This is a genomic window from Halomonas sp. HMF6819, assembly GCF_044335525.1.
GTDB lineage: Bacteria > Pseudomonadota > Gammaproteobacteria > Pseudomonadales > Halomonadaceae > Vreelandella.
Map to the genome: position 1 here is coordinate 267,456 of NZ_JBIQVY010000004.1, position 14,196 is coordinate 281,651.

Here is a 14,196-nt window from a genome sequence, read left to right on the forward strand (position 1 = left end):
CTCAACGCAAGACGCCCGCCGTCTCTTGATCCAGATCAAAAGAGGGCGCATTAGCGAAAGTGTGGGTTCAAACGTGGGTGGCGGGGATGCGTAAGAGCCCGGCGAGCTCCGGTACGTGGCCGTCCAGCACGTCGGCCAGGGTGTAGCGGTCGAGCACGGCGAGAAAGGCGGCGAGCGCCTCGCCCAGAATAGGCCTAAGCCGGCACGCCGGGGTGATCGTACAGCCGTTGTCCTGTTGAAAGCACTCGACCAGCCCCATGTCCTGCTCGGTGTCGCGCACCAGCGCACCCAGCCCGATGGTGGCCGGGTCCTGGGCCAGCAGCAGGCCGCCGTTTTTACCGCGAATCGCGGTGACGTAGCCTTTCTGGGCCAGCTCGTGAACTACCTTCATCAGGTGATTGCGCGAGATGTCGAACGCCTCGGCGATTTCACCGATCGTCGCGCGCGCCTCACCCTTGACGGCCAGATAGATCAACACGCGAATCGAGTAATCGGTGAACCGGGTTAGCTGCATGGTGGGTGCCTGGCGCTTGCCCCGCACGGGGCATAAGAGGGGAGGCCGTAGCCTAATCACTTCCGCTTTTCGGGTCAAAGCGACGTTTCGTCATCGGGCGAGGCATCTGCGTTCGCGGATTCGGGCACCTGCTCGAACAGTGCCAACTGGCGATGATCGACGGGCCTGGCGCGCCCGCGCTTGGCGCTGGGGCGTCGGTGGCTGGCAAGCCGAGCCATCAGCGTTTGGCTAATATCTTTCGCCTCCGGCGTATGGCTCATCTCGAAGATGCGCGTTTTCCACACCTGCGCTTCGGCCTCGAAATCATGAGGTAACGGGTAGTGCTCGCCGGGAATGAACGCGTAGCGCGTTTGCAGGCTTTCCGGCAGCGCCCAGGGTTTGGCCCGCCACTCGACGGGCAGCACGGTTAACTCCGGCACCCAGCGGGCGACGAATTCACCGCTCGGGTCGTTGTCCTCGGCCTGCTTGATCGGGTTGTAGATGCGCAGCGTATTGAAGCCGGTGGCGCCAGACTGCATCTGAATCTGCGGGTAGTGGATACCGGGCTCGAAATCGGTAAACAGTCGCGCCAGGTGAAGCCCGGGTTCACGCCAGTGAAGGCCGAGGCCAAAGGTGGCAAACGAGATCAGCATCGCGCGCATGCGAAAGTTGATCCAGCCGGTGTGAATCAGGCAGCGCATGCAGGCATCTACCAGCGGCACCCCGGTTTGGCCGCGCTTCCATGCCAGTAGGCGCGGGTGCTGTGGGTCGCGCTCGCGCAGCCCCCTGAGCGCCGGATGCAGGGTTTTATCTTCGATGCTCGGCTCGCTTTCGAGCTTTTGAATGAAGTGGCAGTGCCAGTGCAGCCGCGAGGCGAGCGCTCGCAGCGAATGCGCCCAGCGGGTTTTCTCGGCGTGCTTTTCGCGCTGGTGGCGAAGCGAGCGCACTACCTCGCGCATCGAAAGCGTGCCCCAGGCCAGGTGGGGCGAGAGCCTCGAGCCGTGTACCTCGGCCCGCAAGGGCTTGGAGATCGAGCCTCGGTAGCGCTCGCCGCGTTGGGTAAGAAAACCGTACCAGAGCGCGCGCCCGGCGCAACGCCCGCCGCGCTGGCGCTCGGGGCAGGGGGTGGTGTCGACACCCAGCGTGAGCGTGTGCAGTTCGTCCACCGGCCGATGATGAAACGCCTCCCAGCCGGGGGCCGGGCGGGCATTGGCGGGCGCCTTGAAGGTCGGGGCCTGCATCAGCGCTTCCCACTGTTCCTCCCAAGCGCTTTGATCGACGCGGCTTTTAAGCCCGCGCACCACGCCCACCTGGCGGTGTTCGTGCCACATCACTCCTTCAGCGCGGCACCACTTGAGCACCGCCACGTCGCGCGCATAGCTCCAGGCGTTGCCGGTTTCCTCATGGGAGTAGAGCGTCAGCGCCCCGTAGTGCGCCTTCAGCGCGGCGAGCAGCGTGAACACATCGCCTTCCCAAATACACAGCGGCAGCCCACGCTCGCTCAGCGCTGCCTGTAAATCGACCAGCGAGTCGGCGGCAAACTGCCAGTGGCGAAGCGCACTGTCCGGCGCCTGCCACTGGCCAGGCTCGATGGCGAACACCGGCAGCACCGGCCCCGCCTCGGCGGCCAGAGTCAGCGGCGCGTGGTCATGAACGCGCAGATCGCGCTTGAACCACACCACGTGAATACCGGCAGTCGCCATGGGTCTCCTTGGGCTATCCGTGCCCGGGTCGTAGCGTTACCATCAAGCGTTGGTCACAATCCCCCAAGGAGCAAGCCCATGTACATCGCCATGAACCGTTTTCGTATCGCCCCGGGCCGGGAAGAGGATTTTCTCGAGGTATGGCGCAACCGCGACTCGCATCTTAATGAAGTGCCAGGCTTCAAGGAGTTCAAGATGCTCCGGGGCGAGAAGCAGGAGGACCACACCGTGTTTATCTCCCACAGCATTTGGGAATCTGAAGACGCCTTCCGCGCTTGGACGCAGTCCGACGCGTTTCGCAAGGCGCATGCCAATGCCAAGTCGCCGGAGGGGATTTACCTGGGGCCGCCGAAGTTTGAGGGGTATGAGGTGGTGCTTTAAGGCATTGCTTTGAAACCACGTGTTCGATGCTGCCGCTTACGAGCGGCAGTGTTGTGTTGGGGCTGCCTAAAAGTCGGCGAGCGTAGGCCTACGACCTGTGGCTGAAGGTTGCCGTCAAATTTACGCGTGATCTAAGATAAATTTGCAAATAAAGTATAATTGAATCGAGTAAAACGAGTGGGCACGCGAAGAAGGGATAGGCTGCCTGTAAATTGATCGGTGCTAGAGTGATCAGTAGGTGACGGTCTTTAAGCGGGCTGCATAACCTCAATAAACACGCCGGCGCGTTTATTGAGGTTATGTGGATGGGCGAATAATCACTGTTATACATTATGGAGTATTCTATGAGTACCAATAAATCTGAAACCCAAATTTATGCTACATATGATGAGTTTTGTAAGGCAAGGGGACTGATTTTACCACATAGAGTGGAATTCAATAGATCAAAAGTAAAACAAGACGAACTAAAAGTCATAAAAGAATACTTCACCAACTTGTGCTTAGATTTAACTGTATATAGTGACCTCTTCACAGATCAACAATCGATTGATGTGTTAAACGAATTCAATTCTTTAATTTTTGGCAGAATACAAAAGGCATATATTGAAAAGCTCTGCCTTAGTCTTGCTTGTTTGTTGGATCCTGCCCAGACAGGAAGGAATAATGAAAACTTGTCATTAGCAAGAATTATAGCTCAATGTGAATGTCCTGAATTAGATGATAAATATTCAGAGTTGCTTAAGCTCTACGAGTTGACAGGTATTAAAAGTTGGCGTAGCAAATTATTAGCTCACAATGATTTAAATACTTTAATGGGTAAGAAAAAATTAGATTTGAAATTTAGGAAAAATGACATAGAAAATATCATTGAATTAATACAAGAGATTTTTGATGATATCTCAGGCTCTACTGCTCAAACTGATATCAGAATTGCATTGCTATTTGATCAAGATATTAGTCAGTTTTTGAATAAGTTAAAACTCTCATCTAGAAATTCATAGCAAGGCATCCAAGCAGAACAAAGAACAGTGGATTAAGTTTCGCTTCGCTACATATTTTAACCCAATATTTTTCGCTTAATGCGGCGTTAAGTATGTGAGGAAACAATGAGAACACATCAATATCAAAGAAAAAATAGGTTTGATGGAGCTGTATATCACTTTTTCGAGTTGAGCAACGCTGTTCGGGTTATTAGGGTTTTGAATAATGAAGAGTTCGAGCATACTTTCTCGAAGGGAGACTTTATTCAAGGAAGAACTCTGAAAAAATTTGATTTTGACACGGCTATAGAAAAAGGTCATGCCGTTTATGTGACTAGCGAAGAGTTTCCATCTTCAAATGCTCAAAGTTTAGCTGCTCAAGTTGATTTCATTTACAGTAATAGTGTTGAAGAAAAATCATCTTTAGAGTCTGATATAGATGAAATTCTTTCAAACCCAATGATCGAGGTTACCGAGAAAGAAAGTTTAATAAAGTCTAGGATAGGTCAGGGTGCTTTTCGTCAAAAACTAATTAATATGTGGGGTGGATGTGCTGTTACTGGTTGTGAGGTTAAAGAACTACTTGTAGCGAGTCACATTATTCCATGGAGGGTCTCTGAAGCTAATAGATTAAATCCTTATAATGGATTTCTTTTGGTTGCACACTTAGATAAAGCATTTGATTCAGGGCTTATTAGTTTTGATTCAGAAGGTTGTATTATGATATCTTCAGAGTTTAAAGGCTGTAACTTAATTGGAATATATCCTGATTTATTTATTAACTTGAAACCTGAGCACGAGAGATTTCTTAAATATCATAGGTTTAATGTATACAGAAATAAATAAAAACGCTTTATATCGATTCGTGACGTTTGGCAGTTTTTATTTAGCGTTTTCGGTGTAATGATTGAGTTTCGTGGCCAGTGTTGTTGATCACTTAAGCGGGCGTTGTGAGTCATTCAATATCGAGTATAGAAATGAACGATAGAATTAAAAAAATTGATACACCAGAGAAGTGCGAAATATTCGCCTAGAACTGCATTGAGCGTGGCCATGAAGATTTGGCGAAAGAGGCCAAAGAACGAGCTGTTCAGCTCCGAGCTGAAGCTTACGGAGCAAAATCTGATGCTGAGCGTAAAGCCCTCGAAGCTGTTTACGCATACGAAGAGGTATTGAGTGCGAGGAATGGAAGGAAAACTCGTGCCGGTCGTACATGGCAAATGATAACCCGCCATGGAATTATTGGTGCGGTAGAAAGAGCCGTAAATCGACCTACAGAAACACAAGGTTATATCGCTCTAGTTGAAATGGGTCTTGAAGATTATGCATTTGAAAATGTCATGCTTCGTCACACTGATCTTTTTAGTGATCAGGCGGTAAAAATTTCAAGAGAACGTATAGAACAGTGGAAAAACTCATAACATACAAAGGCAGTATCGCCTTTCGGGCTGGACGTGCTAACGCGCGCCGCTGCTATGGACGTTAGACCATATAGAGAAACCAATGAACATCGAAGCCTGGTTGGCATTTACTGCCATTGCATCCATAGCGACTATCGTGCCTGGGCCGGCAATGCTTCTGGTCGCCACGCATAGCTTGAAGTACGGAGTTCTTCAATCGTTAAAAACGATCCTCGGTAATATTACAGGCTTGGCGATTCTATCGAGCATCTCCGTTACGGGCTTGAGCGCGCTAATTTTGTATTCCTCGAGCGCTTTTCTGGCGGTTAAGATAGCGGGAGCGCTCTACCTCGCCTACCTTGGCATCAAAATTTGGCGCAATGGCGTCTCGCCCATTAAGGTCGAAGAGGCTGATTCAAATAAGCGTGGTGGGCTCTTGTATCTGCAAGGTATCGCGGTGTCGCTTTCAAACCCAAAAGCTATCGCGTTTACAACGGCGCTCTTTCCTCAATTTATCGAGCCGGGCCAACGCGTGCTTTTTCAGTTTTCAATATTGTTGGGAACGTTTATGGCGTTATCATTTTCCTGCTTATGTGTCTGCTCGATACTGGCACGCCAAGCCTCCCTTGGCGTTTCAGGAAAGTTGCCGCTTAATTTGGGTAAGATCTTTGGTGGCAGTTTGATTGGCGCGGGTGGTTTACTGCTGTTTGCAAAAAACTGAGCTTAACAAGCATCGACAGGGCGATAGCCAACACTACCTGCCTTTTTGTAACGAGAGCGATTAATGGCGTCTCCTGAACGCCTTTAGTGTAAAGCCTGGAAGTGCCTACGAATTCCGAGGCGATGCATTCAACCAACCTGGCCGGGTACCCTTGGTGCAGTGGGCGGGGTATATTAACCCGGCCATGGGGCTGCTCGTGGCGCGAGTCATCCAGTCGCGGGTCGTTTGGGTGTGAATCATTGAAAGAAAGAGGAACCGGTTTTGAAATTAGTTAAAAGCTTGCTCGTGGGGCTTCTGCTGCTGGGGTGCTCATCCTTTGCAAGCGCGTCGGATTACTACGTCGATATCACCAACAACACGGGCTACACCATTTTGTACATGTACGTCAGCCCGGCGAAAGCCGAAACCTGGGAGGAAGACGTGTTGGGCAGTAGTGTATTTAGAAGCGGTGAGACCCAGCGCGTAACGCTAACCAACTACGACAGCCCCATATTCGATATTCGCCTGGTGGATGAAGACAAGGACAGCTACACCTTCTGGGATGTGGATGTCTCGCAGCGCGATATTGTGGTCACGCTGGGGGATCTGGATTAAAGCACGGTCGCGGCGTGATGATCACGCCGCCTTGAGCTTCGCTCTAGCTGATATCGTTTTGGCAGGGAATAAAGGGTATTTTGCCGCCGTATCAGTGTCCAAAGACTATGAACGCCTGCGCCGCGACAGCATCAAGGAACCACGCTTTTCCCCATCGGTGCTCAAGCATTCTAAGGTTGTCGGCGATGGAGTTTAGCCAGTCGAGTCAGCAACGCCTCAAACCCGCTAGTACTGGAACCTTATCCTGGGCAAGGATATATCCATTACTCTGCTTTCGATGTGGAGCTGGAAGTCGAGGCGCGCCGCTTCCCTTCGAACAATCGGTCACGCGAGCCCGTCAAGTGCTCGCGCATAAGATCACGCGCAACACTGGGCTGGCGTTGCTCGATCGCCTCAACGATAGCTTTATGCTCCTCAAACACATGCTGAAGGCCATCGGGGGTTGCCTTGAGTGAAAGTCCGTGAAATTGCATGCCGACGGCAATGTGGTCTTCCAGTGCTTCCATTGCGGTTGCGTAATAATGATTTCCTGACGCTTGAGATATGGCTAAATGAAACTGAAAGTCAGCGTCCTCATGGTGTCTGCGACGGTTGGTTGCATCGCGCAGAACTTTCAAGGCCGATTGAATGCGTTTAATGTCGTCCTCGTTGTGCCGCTCTGCGGCTCTAGCGGCGGCTTCCGGCTCGACACTCAAGCGAAAATCATAGCAATCTTCTAAATCAGCGATATTTTCAATCTGACCAAACCCCAGTGGTTGGCGCAGGCCGACGCTGCGAACGAAGCTGCCAGCGCCTCGTCGTGAATAGATTAGTCCTTGCTCGCGCAGCTTCTGCAGCGCGTCACGCACAATAGGGCGAGATACCTGAAATTCAGCAGCGAGTTCGTGCTCGGTCGGTAAGCGTTCGTCAGCTTGATAGGAGCCTGACTTGATCGCCCGCTGCAGCTGTTCATAGATCATCTCGCCTAAGCTTCGGCGCCCCGATGTGGAGCCACGTTGTTCACTCATGCGGTTTTCCGTTAAGTTTTACAAATCATTTCGGCGACTCTTATCAGTGTATCATCCGCACCAAAGCCCCCCGACTTGGTGATAAATACCGTATTCTCGGTGCGGCAAACGGGAAGGCCGGGCAGGATTTCTCCAAGTATCTGCATTTCCACTATATCGTTACTCAGTAGCACAGCTTCAGCCGTCGCGCCACCAGTGAGAAACCAGGTAACGTCATGCTCGAAAGTAAGCTTTTTGAGCGACGCAGCGAGATTCGTTGCAACCGTTTCAGACGGTAATGATTCAGCGCCGGGAGTGGCCTGTAACACGGTTATGCGGGCATTTTGCTGTGGTGCTGTATCCAGGCAGCCGTTGGGTGCCGGTATATGGACGGCATCGCGTTTCGCTGAGAGTAACGCGTTAATTTGCGCCAAGGTAATGGGATCCCTTGACCCTGCGGTGATACACAGCGCTGGCGGGAACGACAACGGCAGGTCTTGCGGGCTTGCGTGGCCGGCCATGTGCATGGCCAAGCGCTCTGTGAGCGAGCGCGCACCCAAAAAAAGGGTGTCGGTGGCATGGTCGCCGATCCACTGATCCATTTCTTCGTCATGGCGTGTATCGGGTATACAGGCGCTGTTGGCGTGGTGGCCGAGCGCGTCGCTAACCGAGATCGGCGCGTCCACTCCAAAGCCGCTGACGCAGCCATTGATCACGATCCGATTGAATGACGGAATCGCCGGCATGGCGACGATCTTACGGTAAGGGATTGCGTCCAGCTCAGTGGCGATCGGCCCCTTGAGCCGGGAGTCCACCTTCTTGAAAATGAGTGTGCCGCCAGGCAGCGCCCGCATCACTTGAGCCACTCGTTCTTTCGCATCCTCTGGAGAAACGTCACGTGTGTGTGTCGAGACGGCCAGTACCTCGGGGCGTTGTTCGGCCAATACGCGCGCGATGGCCTCTGGAGAGGTTACGGCATGGGTGCGAAACCCATACCGTGCAAAGGCTGCGCTAGAGTCGAGTGCGCCGGTGAGGTCGTCAGCAATGATGATGAGTCTCAACGCTTGTGTCTTGGGCGCCATGGGGAATCTCTTTTTTAGTTCGCTGAACCGTTATTACCCATCACGGGCAGGCCTGGCGATAGAGTGGGCTATTCAAAGCGATTTAACTTATGCCAAGCGGTGATTAAGGTGCGTGGTTTAGAGCGCGGCTCGGTATATCGAAAGCACATCGTCCACGGTCATGTCGCGTGGATTATTGTCCATCAAGCGGCGGATACCGTGTGCTTCTTCGGCCCAGGTCGACAGATCTTGTTCTTGAGCCCCGTGCTTGGCAAGCTGCATTTCCACACCGAGATCACGACAAAACGCATAAGCGGAGTCTAATAGCGATCCAGTGGAGCCGTCGAAGTGTAGCCCCAGCGCATCGGCGATTTCGCGCGTTTTTTCTGGGCGCACTGACTCATTGAACGCAAGCACGTGTGGGAAAATGATCGCATTGGATAGGCCATGGGGAAGGCTCAGGCGTGTTCCCAATGGATAGGCGAGGGCATGGCCCGCGGCGGTATTGACCGGCCCCAGGCAGATCCCGCCGTAATACGAGGCGAGCATCATCCCGGCGCGTGCTTCAGTATCCTGACCATCGGCAACCGCACGGGGCAGGTATCTGCCGATCAAGGTCATTCCCATTCGCGCATAGCCGTCGATCAGGTCGTGCGCGTTAATGTTAGTAAACGCTTCGACACAATGCGCCATGGCGTCAATTCCGTTTGCCGCAGTGACCGCAGGCGGTACCGAGTACGTAAGCACGGGGTCGAGTACGGCGAAATCGGCCAGCAAATAGGGGCTTTCAACGGCGATTTTCGACTTCGACTCCGGATCGGTAACCAGGGCGCGAATACCCGCCTCGGACCCGGTACCGGCAGTTGTGGCCACCTGGGCAAGGAGAGTGCGGCGCCCCTGCACGCGATTCGGGCCTGCGACATCCTTGAGCGCTTGTTCACCGTCCCATAGTGCGGCAACCAGTTTGGCGATATCCATCACCGAGCCGCCGCCAAGGCCCACCACGAGTCCCGGCTGGCAGTCACGCGCGAATGCCAGTGCTCGTTCAAGTACGCTGGTGTCGGGCTCTGGCGTAACGTCAGCGAATACGGTGACGTTACCCGGTAGCTCCAGGGCCTCGGTATAACTTGCCGTGTGCTGGTCGGCGATGACGAGCGATCGCTCGACCCCGGCTGCCCATGAACCTAAACGAGCAGAGGCTCCGGCTCCCACCTCTAGCCGCTTGGGCTGATGAATAGTGATCGGTTTGTCGATTGCGCTCATTCTTTGTCCTCATGCTCAAGGTGTTCCATTCGGGCCACGACTATCTCGCGCTCCTCATCAGAAAGCTCCACGAACGGCGGGCGGACGCGTGTCCAGCTATCCAGACCCCGGCGACGGGCTAGCATCGTCTTGACGGTGGGTAGCTGAACGTAGGCGTTGGTCAGTTCGCGCCAGGCATTGATGCGCGCTTGTGCCGATTCGACTTTCGCCTGCTGAGCGGGATCATTCCATCCGTCGAAAACGATGCGTAAATCCGCCGCCACCAAATTAGAGCTGGCCGTAATGCAACCAGCACCTCCCGATTTCAGCAGCGGCAGCATCAGCGGGTCTGCCCCGGCCATCACCGCGCAGTCTGGACACTCGGCGATGGTGCGACGCATGTTGTCAATATCACCGGAGCTGTCTTTGATGCCGATCACAATGCCTGGGTAGGCAGCTTGTAAGCGAGTAATGAGCGCCTGCGAAATCGCGACCCCGGAGATCTGCGGAATGTGATAGAGGATCACTCGCAACCGGTCGTCGGCGACCCGGTCGATAATGTCGGCATAGGCGCGAAAGAGCCCTTCGTCACTGACGCCCTTGTAATAAAAGGGGGGCAGCAGCACGACCGCTTTTACGCCAGCGTCGACGGCGTGACGCGTCAGCGCTACGGTGTCCGCTACGCTGGTTTGTGCTGTTCCTGGCAGTAGCTTCGATGGCGCGATACCCGCTTCAATCACCCGATCCAGAAGCTCTTTGCGTTCTTGCAAGCCCAGGGAGTTTGCTTCGCCGGTTGTACCGAGCAGGGCGATACCGTCGCAGCCTTCTTCGATCAACGCATGGCAATGCTGTGCAAAGGCGGTGTGATCAGGGCTTCCATCCTGGGAAAAGGGGGTGGCGGCAGCACAGTACACGCCGCCGAAATCGTTGGTGGTCATGATGGGTACCTGCCTGCTACCAGTTTGCGCGCATAGGCGATGGCAGCTTTCATGTTGGTATGGTTGGCCTTACCAGTGCCGGCGATATCGAAAGCCGTGCCGTGATCGACTGACGTGCGATCAATCGGCAGCCCCACTGATACATTCACCGTCGAGTCGAAGGCGATTAGCTTGATCGGAATATGGCCCTGATCGTGGTATTGGGCGATCACCAAGTCGAATTCACCCTGGTAGGCGCGATAATAGACCGTGTCAGCTGAAATGGGCCCTTCAACGTTCATGCCTTCTTCTCGCGCCATGGCAACCGCTGGCTTGATCTTCTCGATATCTTCATTGCCGAATAAGCCGTTTTCGCCACAGTGAGGGTTAAGTCCTGCGACGGCTATGCGGGGAGACTCAACACCTACACGGCGCATATGCTCGTAGCCGGCGCGAATCGTTACGAGCACCTGCTCGGGAGTGACGTGCTCGATAGCATCTTTTAATGAGACATGGGTCGATACGTGGATCACTTCCAACCGCTCGGATGCCAGCAGCATGTAGGCAGCATCCGATCCCGTTAAAGTGCGTAACATGCCTGTATGACCATCATAGTGATGGCCGGCTGCGTTCAGCGACTCCTTGTTAATCGGCGCGGTGACAATACAACCAATTGAGCCGTCTTGAGCCGCCCGAACCGCCGTCTCAATAAAGCGAAAAGCGGCGTCCCCAGCCGCGTGGCTAAGTTGGCCCCAGGGCAGTGGCGCCCCCGGAATGTCTACATCCTCGACCAGGCCTAAAAGATCAAGGGACGTACCCACTGCCTTTTGGGCTGCCTCTAACGTCGCCAAGTTGCCAAAAACGCGCGTTTTCGATCGCTCTTCGGGCGTCATCTCGGCCAGCGCCTTGATGGTTATTTCGGGGCCGACTCCAGCGGGATCGCCCATCGTAATACCAATAACATCGCTCACACGGCTGCTCCGTTGATCCAATCAAGGTTTAGCCGAACATGCTTGATAGCTCGGCGATATAAGGTGTAGGCAATTTCTACCTGCCCGTTGTTTCGCTGCAAAATGACAGGGTAAGACAGCTCCTTGTTTTGGCCGTCCACCGAGTTGTTGGAAAGGCATGTGCCCGAGGACTCTTCAATCACGACTTGCTGGGAGAAGGTGCGTCCGCCGTCTTCGGAAAGGCATAGCGCCAGGGGGGCACGTGGAACACCCCATATGGGCTGACAGCCGCCGGACGCATTTGGCCGATCATCCTCTTCACCGAGTTCGTCATAGAGAGACTCGCGGCGGTCCTGAGACATTGCGGCTGAAACTGGATTGCAGACCATAGCGATTCGCCCATCGTCGAGTCGCGTCACACCAATGGAAGAGTTGTTGTTAGGTACGTTGGTGGGCGTGGGGGGGGTCCAGGTTTGACCGCCATCGAGACTCTCAGAGCGGTGCACGAAATCTGCTTGGCGGCGGCGATAAAAGGCTACCAACGTATCGTTATCGAGCGTCACCGTTGACATGTGAACAGCGCCTGGCGAATCCGGCACGTCTGTAATTACCCACGTTTCGCCTTGGTCTTTCGAGATCGCTACCGCAGCCGTGTCGTAGCTGCCATTCCAGCGCTGGCCTGGACGAGGATTGCAGCGAAATAGTGGCAGCAACCAATCGCCATTCGTCCTGACGCTGAGGGGCGCGCGGATAAAGGTTCCATTCGGCAAACCCAGATCACGGCTGGGACCACTGGTGACATGCGTGCCCTCTACCTCAAGACTGCGCATGATCACTCGGGCTTCATCCTGATTGCCTGAAGGTTGAGCCGTGTTGAAGAGAATGATGTCGCCTTCGGGCGATAAGAAGATGATGGGGTTTTGTTCAGAACGGGCAGCATCGTCTGTAAGGCGTTGCGCGGGCCCCCAAGTATCGGCATTAGGCAACAGCACTGACGCATGTATTGATATATCCGACTTACCTTCGAGTGTTCCTCCGAACCACGCACAAAGCAGGGCTCCACCGGGCAGGGCGGAAAGGAAGGCGGCATGATTCTGTACAGCTGCTGACGGCAAGATAGCTTCGATACCGCCAAGGCGCGAGACGCATGCCCCGCTCATTTTCGCTGCGATTTCATCCGGTGTCATTTTTGTACTCACTCCTAAACGGCATGGGTGTTTTATCGTTGCCTTTGTGACGGTGAGCATCATCATTGGAAAAGATGTTGTCAAGTTATATGGTTTGTTTAGGCATATAGACTAAAGGGCTAATTGATATTTAAATTCATTTATATCAATAGGTTATTTATTGTTATTTTGAAAAATAGTGTTTTTAAAATTTACTTAATTGACAACATTGTTGGCTAAAGCCATTGTGTGGCGATGCTGACCGTAGAGAGGGAACATTGAGGGCAACAGGCGTGAACAGGAGCAACAGTGTCGAGAAATTGCAGGTCACTGAGTCAGTGCTCTCAATTTCTATAGCTGTTGTATGCGACTGCCTCATTTTGGTTGGATCTCTGCGCATTCGATATTGTATGCGGCGTCTTTACGAAGTCGCTCTGAAGCCCACTGCTGTGGACCACTAATACAATCCTGCTGGAGCGGGTTCATCGCTTGGTTTGTGTCAAAGGAGAACAAACAATGATTTTAGAAAAGACCGGGTTGCACAAGGCAACAGCTTTATTGTTGTCAGGCGCTTTGTTTACCATCATTAGTGGTTGCTCGGATGAAACTTCTGAGCAAGCTTCCGCAAGCGATGAACCGGTAAAGTTGGTAGCCGCGACGATTACATCCAAGAACTCATTGCTAGCGCAAGCGCTTACAGCATTTGGTGAAGAGATTGAAAGTCAGAGTAATGGAGAGATTGAGGTCACCGTTCACACTGACGGCACTCTTGGTAACGCTTCTAGTTTATATCAGTCAGTCATCTCTGGTGATATTGATATGATCTATTCAGATACAGGCTGGTTCGCTGAACAAAATCCTGTGTTTGAAGTGCTGGGTGCCTACTACCTATTTAAAGATAGAGAGCATTTTGAGTCTGTTGTTAATACAGAAGGTAAGCTTTCATATTTTGAAGATTTGCTGATAGAAAATCCTGGCTTGAAAACCGTTATGTATGAGGGAGGGCTGGAAAGAAACATCATTAGCACCTTCCCCATTAATTCCGTTGAAGACCTTGAAGGTCAAACAATGCGCAGTGGCACAGGCTCAACCGAGCTTGAGTGGTGGCGAAATCTGGGCGCTGACCCCACTAGCATTGCCTTTAACGAAGTATATTCTGCGCTGCAGACTGGCGTGGCAGACGGATCGCAAAATAGCCTGGATGCAATGATTGAACAGCGGTTTGGTGAAGTAGCAAAATACATCGCCAGAACACAGCACCGTTTGGATCTAGGTTTTGTCGTTATGAATAATGAACGATACGACGCACTGTCTGATGAGCATAAAGAGGCAATCGAAAGAGCGCGCGATGTTGTTCAGCCTGAGTACATCAATCGAGCATTCGAAAAAACTGAAGAAGATATTGCAATACTGGAAGATGACTTCGGTGTAAGTTTCACTGACCTGGATCGAGAGGGTTTTATTGAAAGATCTCGTGTTCAGCTAAATGAGTTGGCTGAAAAATATGATGTGCAAGATGTCGTTGACGAAACCTTTAACTGATAGTGAGCTTTTACTGCCCTAAGATTTTAGGGCAGTAACTCTTTGGGGTTATGATATGTG

Annotated in this window: 15 protein-coding genes; 7 read left to right on the forward strand and 8 right to left on the reverse strand. The window is 52.8% G+C overall.

All coding sequences use genetic code 11. From position 1 onward, the window contains the following. Window positions 1–67: 67 nt before the first annotated feature. Both ACGLWX_RS13550 and ACGLWX_RS13555 read right to left on the reverse strand, forming a co-directional pair. Window positions 68–514 carry an Rrf2 family transcriptional regulator gene (locus tag ACGLWX_RS13550; RefSeq protein ID WP_396240406.1) on the reverse strand — a complete coding sequence of 149 codons (447 nt, stop codon included), beginning with the start codon at window positions 512–514 and terminating at the stop codon, window positions 68–70. A gap of 74 nt (window positions 515–588) precedes the next feature. Continuing rightward, window positions 589–2,196 carry a deoxyribodipyrimidine photo-lyase/cryptochrome family protein gene (locus tag ACGLWX_RS13555; RefSeq protein ID WP_396240408.1) on the reverse strand — a complete coding sequence of 536 codons (1,608 nt, stop codon included), beginning with the start codon at window positions 2,194–2,196 and terminating at the stop codon, window positions 589–591. Window positions 2,197–2,274: 78 nt separating this feature from the next. Here ACGLWX_RS13555 and ACGLWX_RS13560 point away from each other — a divergent pair, with 78 nt between their 5' ends. The 6 genes from ACGLWX_RS13560 (at window position 2,275) to ACGLWX_RS13585 (ending at window position 6,272) form a co-directional block, all read left to right on the forward strand. Further along, complete coding sequence (locus tag ACGLWX_RS13560) at window positions 2,275–2,577, forward strand: antibiotic biosynthesis monooxygenase family protein (RefSeq protein WP_396240410.1); 303 nt, start codon at window positions 2,275–2,277, stop codon at window positions 2,575–2,577. A 344-nt stretch (window positions 2,578–2,921) separates the two neighbouring features. After that, window positions 2,922–3,578 (forward strand): hypothetical protein, encoded by a 657-nt coding sequence (locus tag ACGLWX_RS13565; protein ID WP_396240412.1) that lies wholly within the window; start codon window positions 2,922–2,924, stop codon window positions 3,576–3,578. 105 nt (window positions 3,579–3,683) lie between these two features. After that, window positions 3,684–4,403 carry an HNH endonuclease gene (locus tag ACGLWX_RS13570; protein ID WP_396240414.1) on the forward strand — a complete coding sequence of 240 codons (720 nt, stop codon included), beginning with the start codon at window positions 3,684–3,686 and terminating at the stop codon, window positions 4,401–4,403. A gap of 215 nt (window positions 4,404–4,618) precedes the next feature. Further along, a complete protein-coding gene (locus ACGLWX_RS13575; protein WP_396240416.1) occupies window positions 4,619–4,978 on the forward strand; it encodes a hypothetical protein in 360 nt (119 codons plus the stop codon). Window positions 4,979–5,060: 82 nt separating this feature from the next. Beyond that, entirely contained in the window at window positions 5,061–5,678 is a 618-nt protein-coding gene (locus ACGLWX_RS13580) for a LysE family translocator (RefSeq protein ID WP_396240418.1), read from the forward strand. Between the two features lie 261 nt (window positions 5,679–5,939). Next, a complete protein-coding gene (locus tag ACGLWX_RS13585; protein ID WP_396240420.1) occupies window positions 5,940–6,272 on the forward strand; it encodes a hypothetical protein in 333 nt (110 codons plus the stop codon). Window positions 6,273–6,535: 263 nt separating this feature from the next. On the opposite strand, the gene ACGLWX_RS13590 is transcribed toward ACGLWX_RS13585, so the two are convergent. The 6 genes from ACGLWX_RS13590 to ACGLWX_RS13615 form a co-directional block, all read right to left on the reverse strand. Then, window positions 6,536–7,279: a FadR/GntR family transcriptional regulator gene (locus ACGLWX_RS13590; RefSeq protein WP_396240422.1), complete on the reverse strand. Its 744-nt coding sequence runs from the start codon at window positions 7,277–7,279 to the stop codon at window positions 6,536–6,538. An 11-nt stretch (window positions 7,280–7,290) separates the two neighbouring features. After that, window positions 7,291–8,340, reverse strand: a complete 1,050-nt coding sequence (locus tag ACGLWX_RS13595) for a four-carbon acid sugar kinase family protein (RefSeq protein ID WP_396240424.1) — start codon at window positions 8,338–8,340, stop codon at window positions 7,291–7,293. Window positions 8,341–8,457: 117 nt separating this feature from the next. Beyond that, window positions 8,458–9,582, reverse strand: a complete 1,125-nt coding sequence (locus ACGLWX_RS13600) for an iron-containing alcohol dehydrogenase (protein WP_396240426.1) — start codon at window positions 9,580–9,582, stop codon at window positions 8,458–8,460. After that, window positions 9,579–10,499, reverse strand: a complete 921-nt coding sequence (locus ACGLWX_RS13605; protein ID WP_396240428.1) for a dihydrodipicolinate synthase family protein — start codon at window positions 10,497–10,499, stop codon at window positions 9,579–9,581. Before ACGLWX_RS13605 ends, ACGLWX_RS13600 begins: the two co-directional genes overlap by 4 nt. Then, window positions 10,496–11,449, reverse strand: a complete 954-nt coding sequence (gene pdxA, locus ACGLWX_RS13610) for a 4-hydroxythreonine-4-phosphate dehydrogenase PdxA (RefSeq protein WP_396240430.1) — start codon at window positions 11,447–11,449, stop codon at window positions 10,496–10,498. Before pdxA ends, ACGLWX_RS13605 begins: the two co-directional genes overlap by 4 nt. Next, window positions 11,446–12,615: an exo-alpha-sialidase gene (locus tag ACGLWX_RS13615; protein WP_396240432.1), complete on the reverse strand. Its 1,170-nt coding sequence runs from the start codon at window positions 12,613–12,615 to the stop codon at window positions 11,446–11,448. The genes pdxA and ACGLWX_RS13615 overlap by 4 nt, the downstream gene beginning before the upstream one ends. Before the next feature lie 495 nt (window positions 12,616–13,110). Here ACGLWX_RS13615 and ACGLWX_RS13620 point away from each other — a divergent pair, with 495 nt between their 5' ends. Next, window positions 13,111–14,136, forward strand: a complete 1,026-nt coding sequence (locus tag ACGLWX_RS13620) for a TRAP transporter substrate-binding protein (RefSeq protein ID WP_396240434.1) — start codon at window positions 13,111–13,113, stop codon at window positions 14,134–14,136. Window positions 14,137–14,196 lie beyond the last annotated feature (60 nt).